Annotated in this window: 13 protein-coding genes; 8 read left to right on the forward strand and 5 right to left on the reverse strand. The window is 49.2% G+C overall.

Features of this window, described 5'->3' with window-relative positions:
• The 3 genes from EL645_RS15125 to EL645_RS15135 all read right to left on the reverse strand — a co-directional run bounded on the left by EL645_RS15125 (position 1) and on the right by EL645_RS15135 (position 5,223).
• Complete coding sequence (locus EL645_RS15125; protein WP_126551296.1) at positions 1 to 2,439, reverse strand: FtsK/SpoIIIE domain-containing protein; 2,439 nt, start codon at positions 2,437 to 2,439, stop codon at positions 1 to 3.
• Positions 2,440 to 2,615: 176 nt separating this feature from the next.
• A complete protein-coding gene (locus tag EL645_RS15130) occupies positions 2,616 to 4,019 on the reverse strand; it encodes a hemolysin family protein (protein ID WP_126551297.1) in 1,404 nt (467 codons plus the stop codon).
• Between the two features lie 508 nt (positions 4,020 to 4,527).
• A complete protein-coding gene (locus EL645_RS15135) occupies positions 4,528 to 5,223 on the reverse strand; it encodes a hypothetical protein (protein ID WP_126551298.1) in 696 nt (231 codons plus the stop codon).
• Positions 5,224 to 5,469: 246 nt separating this feature from the next.
• Here EL645_RS15135 and EL645_RS15140 point away from each other — a divergent pair, with 246 nt between their 5' ends.
• The 6 genes from EL645_RS15140 (at position 5,470) to EL645_RS15165 (ending at position 12,532) form a co-directional block, all read left to right on the forward strand.
• Entirely contained in the window at positions 5,470 to 6,216 is a 747-nt protein-coding gene (locus EL645_RS15140; protein ID WP_126551299.1) for a response regulator transcription factor, read from the forward strand.
• A 13-nt stretch (positions 6,217 to 6,229) separates the two neighbouring features.
• On the forward strand, positions 6,230 to 7,885 hold the full coding sequence (locus EL645_RS15145) for a sensor histidine kinase (protein WP_126551300.1): 1,656 nt from the start codon (positions 6,230 to 6,232) through the stop codon (positions 7,883 to 7,885).
• A 300-nt stretch (positions 7,886 to 8,185) separates the two neighbouring features.
• On the forward strand, positions 8,186 to 9,799 hold the full coding sequence (locus EL645_RS15150) for a GAF domain-containing sensor histidine kinase (protein ID WP_126551301.1): 1,614 nt from the start codon (positions 8,186 to 8,188) through the stop codon (positions 9,797 to 9,799).
• Positions 9,800 to 10,010: 211 nt separating this feature from the next.
• Complete coding sequence (locus EL645_RS15155) at positions 10,011 to 10,250, forward strand: hypothetical protein (protein WP_246035546.1); 240 nt, start codon at positions 10,011 to 10,013, stop codon at positions 10,248 to 10,250.
• A 15-nt stretch (positions 10,251 to 10,265) separates the two neighbouring features.
• The gene (locus tag EL645_RS15160; protein WP_126551303.1) at positions 10,266 to 10,718 is read left to right on the forward strand and encodes a hypothetical protein; all 453 of its coding nucleotides are present in this window, start codon (positions 10,266 to 10,268) and stop codon (positions 10,716 to 10,718) included.
• Positions 10,719 to 10,939: 221 nt separating this feature from the next.
• Positions 10,940 to 12,532: an acyl-CoA carboxylase subunit beta gene (locus EL645_RS15165; protein WP_126554204.1), complete on the forward strand. Its 1,593-nt coding sequence runs from the start codon at positions 10,940 to 10,942 to the stop codon at positions 12,530 to 12,532.
• A gap of 216 nt (positions 12,533 to 12,748) precedes the next feature.
• Here the strand turns inward: EL645_RS15165 and pgeF are convergent, their stop codons facing one another.
• Both pgeF and EL645_RS15175 read right to left on the reverse strand, forming a co-directional pair.
• On the reverse strand, positions 12,749 to 13,657 hold the full coding sequence (pgeF, locus tag EL645_RS15170) for a peptidoglycan editing factor PgeF (protein WP_126551304.1): 909 nt from the start codon (positions 13,655 to 13,657) through the stop codon (positions 12,749 to 12,751).
• A gap of 74 nt (positions 13,658 to 13,731) precedes the next feature.
• Entirely contained in the window at positions 13,732 to 15,126 is a 1,395-nt protein-coding gene (locus EL645_RS15175; protein ID WP_161977377.1) for an LCP family protein, read from the reverse strand.
• Positions 15,127 to 15,429: 303 nt separating this feature from the next.
• Between EL645_RS15175 and EL645_RS15180 the strand changes: the two genes are divergently transcribed.
• Both EL645_RS15180 and EL645_RS15185 read left to right on the forward strand, forming a co-directional pair.
• Complete coding sequence (locus tag EL645_RS15180) at positions 15,430 to 16,617, forward strand: M24 family metallopeptidase (RefSeq protein ID WP_126551306.1); 1,188 nt, start codon at positions 15,430 to 15,432, stop codon at positions 16,615 to 16,617.
• A gap of 226 nt (positions 16,618 to 16,843) precedes the next feature.
• Positions 16,844 to 18,367, forward strand: coding sequence for a DnaJ-like cysteine-rich domain-containing protein (locus EL645_RS15185; RefSeq protein WP_126551307.1), 1,524 nt, complete (start codon positions 16,844 to 16,846; stop codon positions 18,365 to 18,367).
• Positions 18,368 to 18,435 lie beyond the last annotated feature (68 nt).

Consider the following 18,435-nt stretch of genomic DNA (forward strand, 5'->3'; position numbering starts at 1 on the left):
CTACTTCCCCTTGAATGGTAATGAGAGCAGCGAATTTAATTGCGCTTGCCCATTGGCCATCTGATCCTGGATGATTGGCATGGTTACGCGGGCCGATTGGAAAAGATCTAACTGATTGTCCCCGTGCAGCAAGTAGCCACGACCTGGAATGCTGGCGGGCAGGTCGGCTGCATCTGTGCGCCGTAGCACTTCGCGACTATCTTCGGGTGAAGCACAACGCAGGCATAAACGATATTGAACATAATCTCTAACCCTGCTGCCGATGATGCCTTCAGGTCGCTGGGCAGCCAGCAGCAAATGCATACCGAGCTCGCGTCCTACCCGTGTGATAGTAAAGAACTCATCTAGCACTGACTCTGTGCGCTTGGCCATCTCTGCGAATTCATCAATGATGATGACCAGGCTGGGGGCCGTTTTCCCTTCTTTCAGCAAGATTTGTCGCCTTGCCGCTTCTACCCGCAGCATGGTAATAAAGCGTTGGATCAGTGCTGGTGAAGAGACATTGGAGAGAAAGCCGATGGTATGCGGCAGATGGCAGAAAGGTTCGAGCGCCAACCCTGCTTTATAATCAATCAGCAAAAAATTTACTTCGGTTGGCCTATGTACAAACGCTAGCGATAGGATAATAGACTGTAGAAGCTCGCTTTTACCTGAGCCTGTCTGACCGATCAAGAGTCCATGCGGACCATCCTTAAGGAGGTCGAGATACTGTACTTCATCGCCAATTTTTAGACCAATAGGAATGCGCAGCAGTGGCCGTGGTGTGCGGAAAAGAGGATCATTCCACAGTGTAAATGGATCATAAGCGTTAAGATCTAGTGGAGGATCAAAAAGTGTGCGCAGGTCTACCTGGGTACGCATTTCCAACTGTTTGGTGGTCAGTGCGCGCAGGGATTGGAGGCGAAGCGCAAAGGAGCGTAGATCTTCCAGTCCTGCTGAGTCGAGCTGCAGGCAGTGTCTCGCTGGCTGGGGTTTCTCATTTAAATTGCGCACCCGCGCCTGGATACCACTGATCAGGCGTGTTTCGTCCGGCTTCTCCTGTTTGCGTTTTTTATTGGAGCGTCTGGTGCTGGTGGCCTCTTCCTCTTCATTATCCGGGAGCAGAACTTTTGGTGGCCGTTCCTCATCCAGATCAATAAGTAGCTGACTGGTTTGTGGCATCTGGGATTGGTTAGTACATAGACAGAGTACTGAGACACCTAATTGGCGACCTCGACTCAAGGCCAGCGCCATTTCTGGTCGTTTGAGCGGTGAGACAGAGAGACGCGGGCGGCGATACTGCGTCGGATGTGAAGGTGGTATTACCATTGCTGGCAATGCCTGTGTTGGCTGATCCAGGTCTCCGGGCGCATCAAAGGTATCCACCACAATTAAAATGTGCGGCAATAAAGGACTCTTTTGTAGCTGGCGGTTATCTCCCAGCAGCATTTCGCGCCGTCCCAGTTCGCGCGAAATAGCGGGTAACTGATCCATCACTGCCGCCGTGCCAATCGCGCAGGTATGCTCCTGGGGCATCTCCTCCACTGAAGTGCTGGATTGCCGGGCGTCATAGCGTAACGTATGAGGAATAATACTGATCCACTGCCAGGCCACTTCCTGTGAATGGGGTGCCAGAATAATGATGCGCACATCTTCTGGTGAGTGATGATAGGCTACATGGCTAACAATAGAGTGCATCAATTCACGGCCTAATATAACTTTATGCGTGGGTCCGACAATCGAAAGTGGACTCTGATTGCGCAGATCAACGCGCAACGGCACATACACATGTGCATATGCTTCGAACAGAGATTTTGCGTAGTCATGATAGCTATCCAGGCGCGTTGGCAGCGCAATACGGCCATCCCGTTGAGAATCGCGTATCGTATAGCTGGCTGGACGTCTCTCAATACCAATGCGCACGCTCATGAAGTCTGGATCTTCAGCTCTGCGAGCCCATAGACTCATATTCTGTTCATTGTATGGATATTGCAGTAGCGGCTTGACATCCAGATGCTTATAAACCTCTGATGTGTATTCGAAACGTGCTAATGGAGGATCGAGCTCCATATATGCCTGGCGCTCACGCCAATGCAAGAGCTTCAGTTGTTTCTCTGCGTCCTGTAATTGTTCGTGGTAGCGACGTAGGATATATTTACTGCGCCAGCGCGTACTGATAAGCTGGCCTAGAAACGTGATCAAGGTACTGGCCGCCATTAAGCCGCTGATAGCGATAAACGGGATAATGAAAACGCTGGATGCCCCTGTATTCAAGTGGGTAAAGACATATCCATAGACCGCCATCCCGGCCAGGCTAAAAAAAATCGAGATCAGGATAGAGGCTTGTGGCGGATTTGGTAGTGTCGGAGGTGATGGTAGTGTAATTGTATCGGCTGGAATCTCTGGCCATACACGCGCTTTACGCGTGATGATTGACGTTGGCTGCTGCTGGTAAGACATTGCGACCCCTTCTCAACATATCCATTCCCATGTGCAAATGCTTGTTTTTATAATGAAAACCCTTACATATTATGAAAAAGAAGAGTTTTTTGCATCCTAGCATATATATTTAAATACAGCAAATGTATAGTAATTCTGTCTTAGATTGATGTATAAGACGAGCTTACTGATTTGTTTTATGTTTTTTCATCTGGTGGCTGAGGTTGCTCTTTAACCAGCGTAAGATGTGATCCAGTGGTTGTGTTTGGCTCTGGTTTGGCCTTAATCACTTTAACACGGGCAATACGTCGTCCATCCATCTCTTCAACCCGTAGCAGGTAGGTACCAAAAGGAACCGTATCTCCAATCTTTGGTAGACGATCCAGGGTTTCGAAAATGTAGCCCGCCAGCGTATTGGCATGTATATTTTCAAGTTCTGCCTCGCTACCGCCAAATTGTTCGGCAAAGCTAGAGATCGCTATTAAGCCATCAACCGAGATTGAACCATCGGGTAATACTTCAATTTCGTGGCGTACCCCTCGATCACTGGTATCAAATTCGTCTTGTACCTCACCAACCAGTTCTTCGATGATATCTTCGAGGGTGATGATACCTGCCGTTGACCCATATTCATCGATGACAATAGCCATATGGATACGTCTACTACGCATCTGGGCCAGGATTACGTCCAGGGAAGACGTCTCTGTAACATAGAGTACAGGTCGTAGCATGGAGCGCAGGTTGGATTTCTGACCCTGTTGACTTGAATGGGCCTGGAAAATATCTTTAATGTGGATCAATCCGATGACGTTATCCAGGGTATCCTCATAAACCGGGATGCGGGTGTAGTTTTCGCGCGAGAATGTTTGTATCAAGGCTTCGCGGGAAATAGTAATCGGAACCGCGACCACCTCGCTGCGTGGAACCATAACCTGCTGAGCCGTCTTATCGCTGAAATTAAACACGTGGCGCAGTAATAGCTCTTCTTGCTGTTGCAACAGACCGGCTTCGCGACTCTGGGCGACCAGCATTTCCAGTTCTTCAACCGAATGTACGGAGGTATGGGCGCTGGTAGCTTCCAGGCCAAGTAAACGCACGAAAAAGTTGCCAATCCCATTCATTAAAGTGATAAATGGGCGTAGTACCTGCGCAAATAGATAGAGTGGTCCGGCCACAAATAAGGCGGTCCCTTCACTGCGCTGGAGCGCGATTGATTTTGGCACTAGTTCGCCCAGCACGATATGGAAGATCGTGATTAAGATAAAGCTAATGGCCACCGCCAGGGTATGGGAAAGCGCTACCGCTGTTGTGCCTCCAATCCAGAGAAAGAGTGGCTCAACCAGATGCGCAAGTGATGGTTCACCGATCCAGCCTAATGCCAGACTCGCCAGGGTAATGCCTAGCTGCGTGGCCGCAATAAAGGTATCCAGATGTTGGACCTCTTTTTCAACCACCTTTGCTTTCGCATTTCCTTCAGCCACTAACTGGGCGACCCGCGTCGTGCGAATTTTGACCAGTGCAAACTCGCCTGCTACAAAGAAACCATTGGCTGCCACGAGCGCGAAAACTGCCAACAGGCCAAAAAGTGAGCTGACATCCACTGAATACGTTCCCTTTCCCCAAATAGGTTACGGCAAAAAAAGCATACTTATGAAAATTGAACGTGAAAACCGCTACAAGTTCCAATTAGATCTGTACCAGTAAGCAAGCGATATATTATTTTATATCCTACACAATATGTCAGTGGGGGACAAGCTCTAATATGCTTCAGTCATGGCTTTTTCATGGTCCTCCCTGGCGCCTGCGGCGCCGGGTTGGGAGTGTAGAGTGTGTTTGGTGGGCGGCCGCGGCCGCCCACCAAACACACTCTACACCTGAAAGAATATCCATCTTATGGCTTGCTCGTGATCTCTGGACGAACATGAAAAAGCCCCACGCTTCAGTTGAGTAAAAATGGGGTGTGGGATGCTATCGGAGGATAGAGGTAATCTTATTGTTGGGAATATAAGAGATGGTAATCTTTTGTGTGGAGGATGGAAACCGTACTCTTAATCTCTTCTTATTTAGAATGTTCGTGCCGTCGGCAGCCAGGCGGCACGAACAGTTAATTTATTCGGCCTGTGCTTTTTTAGCTACAGCTGTTAACACCCTTTGTACAAACAGTGGATGCTTTTGGATATAGCTTGTGATCGCATCAGCACGCTTCTGAGTCAAATCTCCGGCGCTGACGGCTTTCTTCAATGTGGAGCTGACGGTATTGTTTATCAGCGTCTGTAAGTTGTTGCTAGAGACGTTCTGGGCTTTGGCAATAGCGGTCAACTTTTTTCCATTTTTCAGCTGCAGTGTGAGCTGGGTTGGGGTCATATGCAGGCCCTGCGCCAACTGCTGATAGGCATCCTGGCCGTATTTCTTTAAGAATGCAGCGATACGAGCCTGGTTGGTCTTTGGTAAGTTCAGGCAATCAAGGCTATTGCTCTTAGCGATGCGCTGTTTGAGCTTATCAGCCTGAGCCTGTTTTAATTTGCCGTCTTTCACCAGCTGATCGATAGCATCGCTGGCGGCACCCTTGCGGTCCTGTTGCAGCGTATCGGCTGAGATATTCAGACGCTTGGCGAGATCCTGATTAAACTGCGCACAGTATCCAGTCCCCTTTTTGGCAGCCGTCGCTGTTGGGGTGGCTGGATTAGATGCGGCTGAGGCAAACATAGGGCTGACAAAAAGCGCACCAGCAAGCACGGCTAACATCAGTACCGCCCCTGCCAGGCCAGCAATAATAATTTTTTTATGTTTGAAAAAATCTTTCATTTGTATTGACTCCTTTATCTAAAGTTTTTAGAATTACCTATTTGCTTTTGATACTACTCATGAGACTGTCTTTTTTCTCCTTGCCCATCAGGACCCTTTTATCATAGCGCTGAAAGATCCAGGATAACTCTTGCAATATTCAAGAATTGATCAAGATTTTTTTTTGTATGAGAATGGCCATGTTTTTCACTGTGCAATATGCTACTATGAAATTAATATGATCCATATTTCCGAGGAGTACAGTCTATGGCCCAAAAAATTCTTGTGATCGAGGATGAAGAAGGTATTATTCACCTGATCAATTTATACTTAAAAGATGCAGGATACGAAGTAGTAGTGGCCAGGGACGGGGCTGACGGCCTGGCTCTTCATGCGCGCGAACATCCAGATCTGGTGGTTTTGGATATAATGTTGCCCGCGATTGATGGTTTTGAGGTCTGCCGCCGCATTAGAGCCTGGTCGAAAACGCCAATTTTGATGTTGACGGCCCGGGGTGATGAAGATGATCGGATCGCCGGTTTGGAGATCGGGGCGGATGATTACCTGGTTAAACCGTTTAGTCCTCGGGAGTTAGTCAGTCGTGTGCGTGCGATCTTGCGCCGGGTCGGTAATCAGGAGCCCCCTGAAACGCCAAGCGCTAAAGCCGCGGAGCCCGCAAAGTCTGATAGCGAGGCTTCTTTACATTTTCCTAACCTGGATATTGATTTGCTGGCGCGCCGCGTTGAGGTCCAGGGCAGTGAAGTAGCCTTGACCCCAACTGAATTTGACTTACTGGCGCTATTAGCCCGCTCACCTGACCGGGTTTTTACGCGTGAAGTATTGATGAATAAGGTCTGGGGCTATGACTATCTTGGTGATGGACATACAATAGATGTACATATCAGTTCGCTACGTAAAAAGATAGAGCTCGATCCTCAGCAGCGTTATATCAAGACGGTCTGGCGTGTCGGATATCGCTTTGAAGCGAAAGCGCGTTCAACTGCAAATTCATAAAGGAATAGTAGACATGCGTGTACCCTGGTGGCAAAATATTCGCTGGCGCCTGGCCTTAAGCTCGATGATAGTAGCGTTGCTTTCAGCAGGTTTATTGGCGCTGACAGCTATTCTGGTAATTGGCTATTATTATAATGTTGATCAACAGTCGCGCTTGAGTGCTCTGGCGCAGGGAAAAGCTCAAAGTGTAAGTATTGTCTACGAACACAATCGCGCTCTGGTTGAGGAAAATGGTGGTGTTGGAGCCAGTGCCCGTTTGAAAAAAGCTGTCAGTACCCCTGCGACAGCATTCGCAACCTCGATTAAGGAGGTCTCCAATGTCGCACATAGACAAAGCGATCAGGACACTGAACACCTGTATCTATTTTTAACTCCCCAGGGAAGACTTGTCTCTCCATCGGGTATCACACGTGGAAGTGCTTTTGCGGTTATTCAATCGCTGCTCAATATATCTGATACCGCGCACCTCAGTGCGGATCAAACTACGCTGAAGAATGCTGTTGTGAGTGCCTTGAAAGGTTACGGTAAGGGAGGTGTCTTTGGACGTCAAACTCCTGTCGATAACTCGCTTCCTTTTTTTGTGGAACCGATAGAGGTGAGCGATCACGCATCTAATACCAACCAGATCATCGGGGTTGTCATTGTAACGCCTTTTTCTAATGCTGTGCCTGGTTTTGTGACCACGGTTGGCCTTTCTGTGCTGGTCGCTACTCCTATCATTGCTCTGCTGGTGGCTGCCCTGGCTATGTTCTATGCCCGGACGATCACGCGTCCCCTGGCAAAATTGACGGCGGCTTCAAAAATTATTGCCTCTGGCGATTATGATGCCCAGGTAAGCGTAGATGGTCCTGGTGAGTTGGGTGAATTGGCGCATACTTTTAATGATATGGCTATCCAGCTCAAGAAAGATGTGGATGAGCTACGGCGTCAGGAAGTATGGCGCCGGGAACTGATTATGAATATCACACACGATCTGGCCACTCCATTAACCGCTATTGCCGGTTTGGGTGAGGCATTGGTAGATGGTATTAATCAGAGTCATGAAGATTATGAAGCGACCGGGCGTATTATTGTGCGTGAGACCTTGCGTCTGCGCCGCCTGGTACAGGATTTGCATGTGATGGCGAAGGTAGAAGCTGGCGCTTTGCAACCTAAGATGAAAGGGTTGCGCCTGGCTGCGCTGGTAGATGAAACTTTTGCCGTGCTGGCGACCGAGTTTGAGCGCCACCAGGTTGAACCTGTCAATGCTATTTCTTATAGTTTTCCATCTGTTCAAGCTGATCAGGATATGTTAACACGTATCTTTGCCAATCTCTGCAATAATTCCCTGCACTATACTCCCGCTGGTGGCACTGTAACCATCTCGGCCCGTCAACATGCGAATATGGCGGTTATCTCAGTTACGGATACCGGGGATGGTATTCCTGAGGAAGCGCTTCCCCGTATCTTTGAGCGTTTTTACCGGGCTGACAATGCCCGGCAGTCAAAAACCGGTGGCAGCGGTCTTGGCCTATCCATTGTACAGGCGATTGTCTCTGTACACGGCGGTACCGTCTGGGCTGAAAATATCCCTGGGGCTGGCGCCTGTATCTCTTTTACCTTACCTCTCTCGCCGGTTGAAGAGCAACCGACTCTGGTGACAAATCGTTTGAGTCAGAGCCAGGTCTAGTCCTTATTCAGCCCTTGATAAAGCATTTGTCCGGATCTGACGCACTTGTCCGGATGTGTATAGCTCGTTAGTAAGGGCGATCTACCAATGGCTCTGATCAACGTGGTATACTTTGACTTAAAGTTTGATATGAACTACCTGTTTTGCCGATATAGAAAGATATATTTGTGTTGTCTTGAGATATGAAGAAAGCTGGTAGGGGAGGGGTGCTGGCATATGTCTCACTCGTTTATCTTAATTTATGGCATAAACACCGATATACCTTGTGCTTTATAAACAAAGAAGTAAAAGAGAGCGCCGATGACCTTACCTGTGACATCTTCACATGATCATGAATTTTTTCAAAACGTTCCCTCTTTTGATGTTAGTGTTCCAGATGTGGTATCCGCACTACGCAAAGTTGTGCAGAATGTGAACGCACTTTTTTCCCCTGCCCACTGTATTGTCGCGCTCGTGCATCCCTCGCATACCACCTTGTTGACTTATACCAGCGACCACACGGCTATCCAACATCCTTTTAACTATCCAGATAGTCTGCCCGCTCAGGTGATGCTGCAGCGCCAGCCTATGGCTATCGCTGATGCCGAACAGGATAGCCGCGCGCATGAGCTGCCTGGCTTCTTTGGACGTTCTCTCCTCATTGTTCCATTGATCTATGATGATATCTGTATTGGTACCTTAGCTATTGCGCGGGCTGAGCCTGGAACCTTCGACGAGCAGGCTGTGCGCATCTTGAGTGCTTTCGCTGATCAGGCGGCACTCTCGCTGGTCAGTATTCAGCAAGCCAGCACCAATCAGCGTATCGCGGGACAATTAGAGCGCACCATCTTACAGGCCAGTTCAGATGGGATTGCCATCCTCGGCAAGCAACGACGCTTTATTGAGGCCAATCCAGCCTTTAGCCGTATGTTTGCTTTAGATGCTGCCCAACTGGTAGAGCGCCAGTGTGCTGAGGTCTTTGGCTGTACCGCTGAAGTGAAACCAGCCTGTTGCTTGAAGGGCTGTATGATTGAGCATGCCTTACACCATGAGCAGTCATTAGATTATGCTGAAGTGGATATTACGGTTCAGGGGAGCTCACGTTTGCTGGGTTTGAGTGTGACACCGGTTGCTTTACAAGATGCTCCTGTCTGCCTGGTGATTGCGCGTGATATGACGGCGGTGCGCGATGCTACGCGGAGCAGGGCGAAATTTCTATCGATGATTACCCATGAACTACGCTCCCCTCTCAATGCTATTAATGGCTATCTGGAACTCTTGTTGGCTGAGGCCGGAGGCGAATTAACGAGCGAGCAGCGTGAGTTCGCCCAGCGTGCCCGGGCGGGTAGTGAGAATCTCTATGCCTTGTTAGAGGACCTGTTATTGATCTCGCGCGCCGATGCAGGTCAGATGCGGCTGAATCGTGAGCTCATCCACTTATCTGAAGTGATTGAGAACGCTGTTGAAGAGCTAGAATTGACGGCTCTAGATAATGGGATTCAGATCCATTTAAACATTTCTCCCCAACTTCCCCGGCTCTATGCAGATGCTGTACGTTTGCAGCAGGTCCTGCGCAATCTCATCAACAATGCCCTGCACTTTACGCCTGAGGGTGGTGAGGTCGTGGTTTCAGCTGCTCTGGCTGAGGTTGAGAACGGGCTGTCTGCGTCCCAGCAGCCGGATGATGAGCCACACCCCATGTTACAGTTGCAGGTGCAGGATACAGGTTGCGGGATCGCCCCCGAGTTTCAGCAGCGTATCTTTGAGCGCTTTTTTCAGGCTCCAAATGAGGGCATTGGGCGTGCGGGAGGACAGGGGCTGGGCCTGGCGATTGTCAAAATGATTGTAGAGCTACATGACGGTACTGTGACTGTAGCAAGCACACCCGGCCAGGGCAGCACCTTTACCTGTCTTTTACCGTGCCTGTTAAATTAAGAAAAACCACCTGATGCCTCCAGCAGCGTGTTCCTTGATCTGTACATTTACTCAGCTATATTTATGCCTGCTTAATACTTTGCCCTTGACGCGCTTATGAATGCGTGCTATGCTCAAATTATTCCAATATGTTCCTTGCTGTTGAGAAGCCAGGAATGAGGCTCGGTAATGTGTAGGCTTTTGTACAAGAGAAGGAGACAAGACTGTGGGTATGCTACGGGTCATGTCCCGCCGCGGCGACGATCGCATTATCTGGGATGCACAGAAAGTGGAAGCCCAGGATTCAGAAGCTGTAGCGGCTATTCGAGAGGCTGAGCGCATTTTTACGGATGAGCGCAAAAAGGGAGCCACTGCCTTCAAAGTAGAGCCAGGTAAAACTGTAGAGCGTATCGACAAGTTTGATCGTACCGCCGAGCAAATTGTCCTCGTACCTCGTGTTGTGGGTGGGTGAGGAGTGTAATTCGCTATGTTGGAGACGCTGAGTTTATTCCTCGGTATCTGGTTGCTGTTTCTCCTACTCGCGATTTATTACCTATCGCAGTCCCCTGATGGAAGTGTCGGTCGGTTGCGTGAGTCGGTGAGTGAGCACCTCTCTGCCGAGAGTCGGGCGAAAGCACTTATGCGCGAGATGCTCTCTGAAAATCAATATCAGCAATTGATCAAGTTTGGTTACCTTGAAGTGCCAAGTCCCACAATAGATAACCGGGTGTATCGAATTCCTGGCGGCGGGGGGTTAGTAAAGGTATACGAACGTGGCTGCGCAGTAATGGAGTTATGCTTACAGCCGGCTGAGCCGCTACCAGATGGCGATGTTGTGGTCATGCACAAGTTGATGATCGAGGCAAATGAGCAGGAGTATTTGCAAAAGGCGAATCATTTCGCTCCCGGCATAATTTCTCTGCGTTGCCAGCATTTGTAAGTATCTCTGACGCAGGACCCTGGCGTTCGAGCTAGTGTACACAATTGGATGGGCCGCATTGAGGTTGCGTTTGTTGCGCTAATCTCGTGCGGCCTTTCTTGTTTGTGTTCCCTATGCTCTTCCCCCTCGTTCTAATAGTGACACGTTGCTTATTTGCTTCGTGGTTATACCATTCAATTAATAGCATTGCAGTATGTATGATCAATGGAGATGAGTTGAAGATGACTACGGGAGAACGAAGTTCACAGGAGACGTCGGCACTGAAAAGCACACAAGAGAAGATCTCTGAGTTGCAGACACTACAGGCCGAGGCATTGCGCGGAGGCGGCGAGAAGCGAATTGCCGCGCAACATAAGAAAGGTAAGCTGACCGCTCGTGAGCGTCTGGATCTCTTATTAGATCCTGAGAGCTTTAATGAGTTGGATATGTTTGTGACCCATCGCGCCAGCGATTTCGGGCTGGATGACCAGAAAATTCCTGGCGATGGCGTAGTTACAGGCTATGGCAAGATCGATGGCCGCCTCGTCTATGTGTTTTCCCAGGATTTTACGGTCTTTGGTGGCTCTCTATCTGAGGCCCATGCTGAAAAGATCTGTAAAGTTATGGATCTGGCGACGCGCAATGGAGCACCTGTGATTGGTTTAAACGATTCTGGTGGTGCACGTATTCAAGAAGGTGTGGTAAGCCTGGGGGCTTATGCCGATATTTTCTTGCGTAATACATTGGCCTCTGGCGTGGTGCCGCAGATTTCCGCGATTATGGGACCTTGCGCGGGCGGTGCTGTCTACTCGCCTGCTATCACTGATTTTATTTTTATGGTCGAAGAGACCAGCTATATGTTTGTGACGGGCCCCAATGTCTTGAAGGCGGTCACCCATGAGGATGTCTCATTTGAAGACCTGGGTGGAGCACGCGTGCACAATAGCATGAGTGGCGTGGCCCACTTTGCCAGTCCTGGCGAGCCTGAATGTCTGGGGATGATTCGCCGCCTTTTAAGCTATCTTCCTTCCAACAATGTCGATGATCCGCCTTTTGTGACGCCTCAGGATACTGCTAACCGGGTTATTGATGAGCTTAACCAGATTATCCCTGATAATCCGGGAAAGCCCTATGATATGAAAGAGGTTATTCATCATATCGTCGATGATGGAGATTTCTTTGAGGTGCAGGAGCTATTCGCTCAAAATATCATTGTTGGTTTTGCACGCTTGAATGGCCGTTCGGTTGGAATTGTGGCTCAGCAGCCGCGTGTGCTGGCTGGTGTGCTGGATATTAATGCCTCGGATAAGGCCGCTCGTTTTGTGCGTTTTTGCGATTGTTTTAATGTGCCTATTATTACCCTGGAAGATGTCCCTGGCTTTTTGCCGGGCGTTGGACAGGAGCATAATGGTATTATTCGGCATGGTGCCAAATTGCTCTATGCTTATTGCGAAGCGACTGTCCCCAAAATCACCGTCATTACCCGCAAGGCCTATGGTGGCGCCTATGATGTGATGAGTAGCAAACATATTCGTGGTGATATCAATTATGCCTGGCCAACGGCTGAGATTGCCGTTATGGGCGCCGAGGGAGCGGTTAATATCCTGTTCAAAGACGAAATTGAGCGGGCGGACGATCCTGAAGCACGCCGTAAAGAGTTGATTGCAGAATATAATGCCAAGTTCGCTAATCCTTATATCTCTGCCAGCCGCGGTTATATTGATGAGATTATTGAGCCACGCTATACGCGTGTTAAATTGATCAGCGCTTTAGAGATGTTGAAAAATAAACGCGATACTAATCCTCCTAAGAAGCATGGAAATCTTCCACTATAGGATCAATGAAGCTCTCCTGGCTGGCGTCAGGAGAGCTTCATGCTGTTTAAGCGCAAAATAGATTGATCGCTGTATTTTGCCTGTCAGGTATGATGTATATGGGACCACTCGTACCCATAATGCCCATCAATGGTGCTAGTCAGGTATGTGACCACCTTACTAGCATCTTTTTTATGCCATTTTTGAGGCGTGTGAGATCTGTTAGAGTGCCTTACACTACTCAGCGTCAGCTTTCAGTGCCATGATCACCACAAATCTCCCTGTCTTGCCTTTTTCTTTGCGATGAGAGAAAAATTGTTCTGTATGGCAACTGGTGCAGATAGGCATGACCTCAATATGTTCAGCGCTCAAACCAGCCAGCAACAGTTGTTGCCTGTTCGTTTCGTGCAGATCAAGGCGCAGGCTGGGTCCAGTGGGGAGTTGGACGGTTGAGAAGCGAGCTGATGCCTGAATGCTTTCTCGATAGGCCGGATTGGTGGGCATGTCTGTAAACTCTTGTTGCCCTAAAAAGAGATCCTGTACTTCTTTTGAAACCTCGTAGCAGCAAGGGCCAATAGCGGGTGCGATGCCGGCGTAAATATCTGCTGGCTGACAGCCAAATTGCTTTTGCATGGCTTCTACCGTTGCTATGACAATGCCGCGTGCCGTTCCGCGCCATCCCCCATGGGCGATCCCCATTACATGCTGGACTGGATCATAAAAAGTAATCGGCACGCAATCGGCGAATGAGAGGGCCAGGGCCACCCCTCGCTCCTGCGCGATCAGGGCATCTCCCTGCCTGATGGCGGCTGGGGTCCAGGCATGCTCATAATAGGACATATTGGCCCAGTCGGTACGCCACTCATTGGCTAGATCCATGGTCAGCACGTCCGCCCCATGCACTTGCCACAGAGTCGCACTGGGCGCTCCTGTGAGTTGCAGGGCTTGTAAGGCCAGTTGCCGATTGTGAATCACATTTGGAAAGGTATCTCCGCCTCCACGTGGGGGAGCGGATGTATTTAAGCTGTTGTATGGCGCTTCACTCACACCACCGTTGCGCGTGAACACACCATGAATCAATTCAGGAAAAGCGCTATAGTGACTAAACTGCAAGTAGTGGACATTCTCATACTGTTGTTCGATCAAAGTAGCTCCTTTTTTCTACTGCTTGCTTTGCTGTGTCTATTGTATCACAGCCTTATGCTTTCCCTTTTCTTGTACTAGCCGTTGACACGACAACCCTGGGCATTTCCCAGATCGAAGATGCGATTAATAGTTGGCTGGATGGTGTCACAATGTGGAATAACCACATCCTGATCGGACCCGACTGAAGGATCGTAAATGGTTGCCAGGTCACCATAATCCTCTGCTCCCTGGCCAGTACCTAAGGTTACATGCTCGATCGGTTTATTGAGGAGGGTACGGCCATAATTGGCAAAGGCCAGCATCTCGTCTTCATTAAAATCGGTATAGACACTTCCGGAAAGATCGTTTAGTAGCGATGAAAAATTTTGGAGCAGTGTTGTAACGTTTAGTTTCAGTTTGAGGGCCTCCAGCACTTGCTGCTGACGCTCGGTGCGTCCAATATCGCCCACCAGGTCTGAGTGGCGTGAACGTACATACTCCAGGGCTTCCTGCCCGTTGAGATGTTGGGGTCCCGGTGCCAGGTTGAGGCGTTTGTAGGCATTGTGATCATTAGGATCACTGCCAGCACCAATATCGTTAGGATAGCTATCATCAACGACTGGATGCTCGACGTTGATATCGATGCCGTGTAATGTATCAATAACTTTGGCAAAACCATCCAGCCCGACCCAGGCATAGCGATCGATATGGATACCGTAGTCCTGTTCGACCGTTTGCCGCGCCACACGTACCCCATCTTCAAACTTTCCCGTCTCTTGCACACCTAATGAGAAGGCCTGATCAATTTTGTGCATCCCCATTCCATCTGATACCGAGACCCAGGAATCACGGGGAATTGAGACCATCGTAACTGTATTGTGGACGGTGTCGACATGCACCACCATCATGACCTGGGTCAAGACGTTGGGGAAGACATATTTTTGATCATTGTCGCTGCCAAGTAGTAAAATATTCCAGGATTTGCCTGTTATCAGGTTGCTGGAAGTCGATGTTGTCGTGGTTGGTAAAGGGGTCGGCTCTTGTTTTGAACGGGCCACCGGGCGAATTATTTGCGTTAGTGGTTTCTGAATCCTTGTTCTGTAGTAATAATAGCCAGCACTAGCGGTGCCTCCTCCTAGCACGAGTAATATGCATAGCACCAGTAGCAGTACCTTTAGCACTTTAGGCAGCGTTTTTGGGGGGCCTGGTTGGACTACATGAGTGGTTTGTTCCGGGCCTGGGAGTGTGCCGATGGTTTGGGTTGATTGTTGTGTAATATCAGCCGTTTCGATGACAGCAGTAGTAGTGGAGACCGCTGGTAAAATGACTGTCGATGCCTCTGAAAGCTTATTTGTTAACGACGACGTGTCTCCAACCAGCCGGGCTTCCTGCTCTTTTTTTTCAGAGGCTGGTAGTTGCGCTGATAACGGGGGCGTTTCAGGCACATCAGGCTTTGTCTGATCATTCTCTTCAGGCGCAGGTGTTGTCATCCTTTTTCTATCTCTTTTCATTATACTCATGCCAATCGGGATAGAGAATTAGCATATCTGATATAGTATAAATGATGTATACCAATAATACATGCATGAAGGAGCTGACAACGCTGTGAGCTAATATAGGGTATATTACTGGTGGTTAGTCAGGGTTAATATATTTTACCTTGCGTTAATACAAATGCATCACTATTAAAAATCGTCTCACTGATCTAAATAGAATACTCCAGGTATTTTTGGGGGAGGTGATATAGTGATAGTGCGGATGAATCGAAATATACTTTGTAGAGAGGTTGTCTGATGAATATTAAAAAGATCCAACAGGTTTTACAAGAAGCAAAGTTGGATGGCTGGCTTTTCTATGATTTTCGCAAGTCAAATCCTATTGCTTACCAGGTATTACAAATCCCGGTGGATGCGATGTATACCCGGCGCTGGTTTTATTTTGTCCCTGCTCAAGGAGATCCCATTGCCCTTATCAGTGCGGTAGAGCCCCATATTTTGAGTTCTCTGCCTGGCGAGCGTGTTCTTTTTAGAACCTGGCAAGAAATGCATGCACGTTTACGGGATATCTTGCCTGCGCATGCCACTATTGCGATGGAATATTCGCCCCTCAATGCTATCCCTTATGTTTCTCGGGTGGATGCTGGCACGATCGAGCTGGTGCGCTCATTTGATGTTGAGGTAGTGACCTCCGCCAATCTGGCCCAGCGTTTCATCGCTCAACTCAGTGAGGAGCAGATTTATAGCCATCGTGAAGCTGGACGCTTACTAATTGCTGCCAAGGATATCCTGTTTGCGCAGCTTGGGGCAGATCTCCGTGAAGGGCGAGCACTCAATGAATTTGAGGTCCAGCAACGCTTTGTTGCTTTGATCCAGCAGGCCGGTCTGGAATTGCCAGAGGATGAGATGCCGATTGTGGCGGTTAATGCCAATAGTGGTAATCCTCATTATGAGCCAACCGCCCTGCAACATAGCCCCATTCGGCGTGGCGATCTAGTGCTGTTCGATTTTTGGGCCAGATTGCCGCGTCCCGATGCCGTCTTCGGTGACTATACCTGGGTGGCCTTTGCCGGTACACGTGATGAGATTCCTGCTCGCCAGCGTGAGGTTTTTGAGGTGGTACGTAGTGCCCGCGATAGCGGTATCGCCTTTGTCCGTGCCCGCCTGGCCGCTGGGGGCTCGGTTGAGGGCCGTGAGGTAGATGATGTAACGCGCAATGTTATCGTTAAGGCTGGCTATGGTGATTATTTTGTGCATCGTACCGGACATAGTATTGGATCAGTCTTGCATGGAAATGGTGCCAATATTGATAACTTTGAGACGCAAGATGAGCGCACCTTACTTCCCTATACCTGCAATTCAATTGAGCCAGGCATCTATCTGCCTGAATTCGGCATTCGCAGTGAAGTAGATCTGTTGATTCTAGAGCACGATGCTGAAGTTACCGGGGTCCCCATTCAAAACGAAATTGTGCCACTCCTCTAATAGCACCAAAAGCTCAGCAGGTCAGTTGCTGAAAAGTCTGGCGAGGTCCTTCAATACTCTCTTGAGTAGGATGGCCTTGCCAGCTTAAAATCGCTCTCTCTTACAACCCTCATATCCGTCTCACGTACATAATAGTGAAATAATCATTGATGATTGTCCTGAAATGACGCAGGACGTCTTCTTCATTGTAAGATATTCTCTTGAGTACAGGGGAGGCAAATTTCACATGGGTGATCAATGGGATCAAGATCCAAATAATACAACTGGTGGACCAAGTCAGGAAGACATAGATAAACAGTTGAGAGAGATAAAGCGTGTGGTTGTCCAGGGAGCCAGCGAGGCCCAGGTGCGCTTTAAGCGTGTCATAGATAAAGCAGGTGATTACTGGCAGCAGGTACAGTCTCCTCCTCCTACTCCACCTCAGGCCTCCAGTGTCGAAGAGCAGCGTCTCCGTCAACTGGTGAATGGATGGAGCAATGAGAACTGGCGTGTGGCCCGTGAGCTTGGAACTTACATGGACATTATCTCTACCAGCTTTGATGAGATCTGGGAGATTTCGCTGGAGACACGTTGGGAGACGCGGGCGCTGGAGATCGTCAGTGAGCCATATACTGGTCGTTCGGTGAATCGTCCACGTCCACTCCTTCCAGTCTGGGACTATGAACTCGCTGAGGTTACGGGCTTAAAAGCACCTACCACGCGTACGCGCCTGGAGGGTATGGATGAGGTTGTATCCTGCACATCTTGTAACAGTACCGGGCATGTGCTCTGTTCGGGTTGTAATGGACGCGGCTGGATCGTTTGTCCTGAGTGTAAGGGGCGCACCAAGAAACGTTGCACCACCTGCCGGGGTCGCGGCTACATTTCCGACTGGACGCCGGGCGAGAAGAAGCCATTCTTTAAGAAGCAGGCTGAGAATATGGCCAGTTCAGTTGGCAACAAATTTTCCGACGTTTTTGAATCTATTCGTCAGCAAGGTGTACCGATTCCCAATCCGGTGGATACCGATCCCGCTGGCAAGGGCCCCACTGTTCCCTGTCCAGATTGTGTGAATGGAGAGGTCAATTGTAGCTGTGGTAATGGCAAGCGTGTCTGTAACACCTGCCAGGGTGCTAAGATGTCTCTCTGCGCCAATTGTGGCGGCACAGGCAAGGTCGTGCGACATCGTGAGATCACACGCCGCTTTGATCTTCGCTCACAGGCACGTTTTATCGGTGAGAGTGTGATTCCGGCTCTGCAATTGGAAAGGGCGCAAGGCGACCTCGTCTATAGCTCTGAAATCAATGAAGCTCTGCACCTGGATGCGGCTCCCGATATGGTGCCCTATGACGTCTGGCGTGCAACTGTAGAGTTGGTGGATTCTGAGCGGAAAGTTGTTGACAAGCCTGGCCTGGACCCGCAGTCTTTCCCACGCCCTACCTTGCAGGTGGTTGAGCTGGTACGGATTCCCTATACCACTTTGCGCTATCGCTTTTCCGATCAAGATTATGTTTTATACATCTATGATACTGAGGGCAATGAAAAATTCTATTCCGATCGTTTCCCGGCTCGCTGGGATCGTGTTGAGCGTTTAGTGAAGGCGATTACAAGTGATCTGCGCGCACCTGTACAGCTGGATAATAATCAACAGTCGGATACTACTGCGAACACCTATAGTGGTGGTTATCGAGTACCCATTGAAGTCCCTCCCTTTACTGTTACTGAGGAGGATGAAGATGAGACCGAGCCACGCCCACCGACAACCCACTAACTAAAGCTACATAAAAAAACTGGGCGCCAGGACGGCATTTTTTCCGTCCTGGCGCCCAGTTTTTTGTT

The sequence above is a fragment of the Dictyobacter kobayashii genome (assembly GCF_003967555.1).
In the GTDB taxonomy this organism is placed as follows: Bacteria; Chloroflexota; Ktedonobacteria; order Ktedonobacterales; family Ktedonobacteraceae; genus Dictyobacter; species Dictyobacter kobayashii.

Bases quoted from the DNA above. Each gene is read 5' to 3' on its own strand.
- EL645_RS15125 (WP_126551296.1), bottom strand. From the start codon at position 2,439: ATGTCTTACCAGCAGCAGCCAACGTCAATCATCACGCGTAAAGCGCGT.
- EL645_RS15135 (WP_126551298.1), bottom strand. From the start codon at position 5,223: ATGAAAGATTTTTTCAAACATAAAAAAATTATTATTGCTGGCCTGGCA.
- EL645_RS15140 (WP_126551299.1), top strand. From the start codon at position 5,470: ATGGCCCAAAAAATTCTTGTGATCGAGGATGAAGAAGGTATTATTCAC.
- EL645_RS15145 (WP_126551300.1), top strand. From the start codon at position 6,230: ATGCGTGTACCCTGGTGGCAAAATATTCGCTGGCGCCTGGCCTTAAGC.
- EL645_RS15150 (WP_126551301.1), top strand. From the start codon at position 8,186: ATGACCTTACCTGTGACATCTTCACATGATCATGAATTTTTTCAAAAC.
- EL645_RS15155 (WP_246035546.1), top strand. From the start codon at position 10,011: ATGCTACGGGTCATGTCCCGCCGCGGCGACGATCGCATTATCTGGGAT.
- EL645_RS15160 (WP_126551303.1), top strand. From the start codon at position 10,266: ATGTTGGAGACGCTGAGTTTATTCCTCGGTATCTGGTTGCTGTTTCTC.
- EL645_RS15165 (WP_126554204.1), top strand. From the start codon at position 10,940: ATGACTACGGGAGAACGAAGTTCACAGGAGACGTCGGCACTGAAAAGC.
- EL645_RS15175 (WP_161977377.1), bottom strand. From the start codon at position 15,126: ATGACAACACCTGCGCCTGAAGAGAATGATCAGACAAAGCCTGATGTG.
- EL645_RS15180 (WP_126551306.1), top strand. From the start codon at position 15,430: ATGAATATTAAAAAGATCCAACAGGTTTTACAAGAAGCAAAGTTGGAT.
- EL645_RS15185 (WP_126551307.1), top strand. From the start codon at position 16,844: ATGGGTGATCAATGGGATCAAGATCCAAATAATACAACTGGTGGACCA.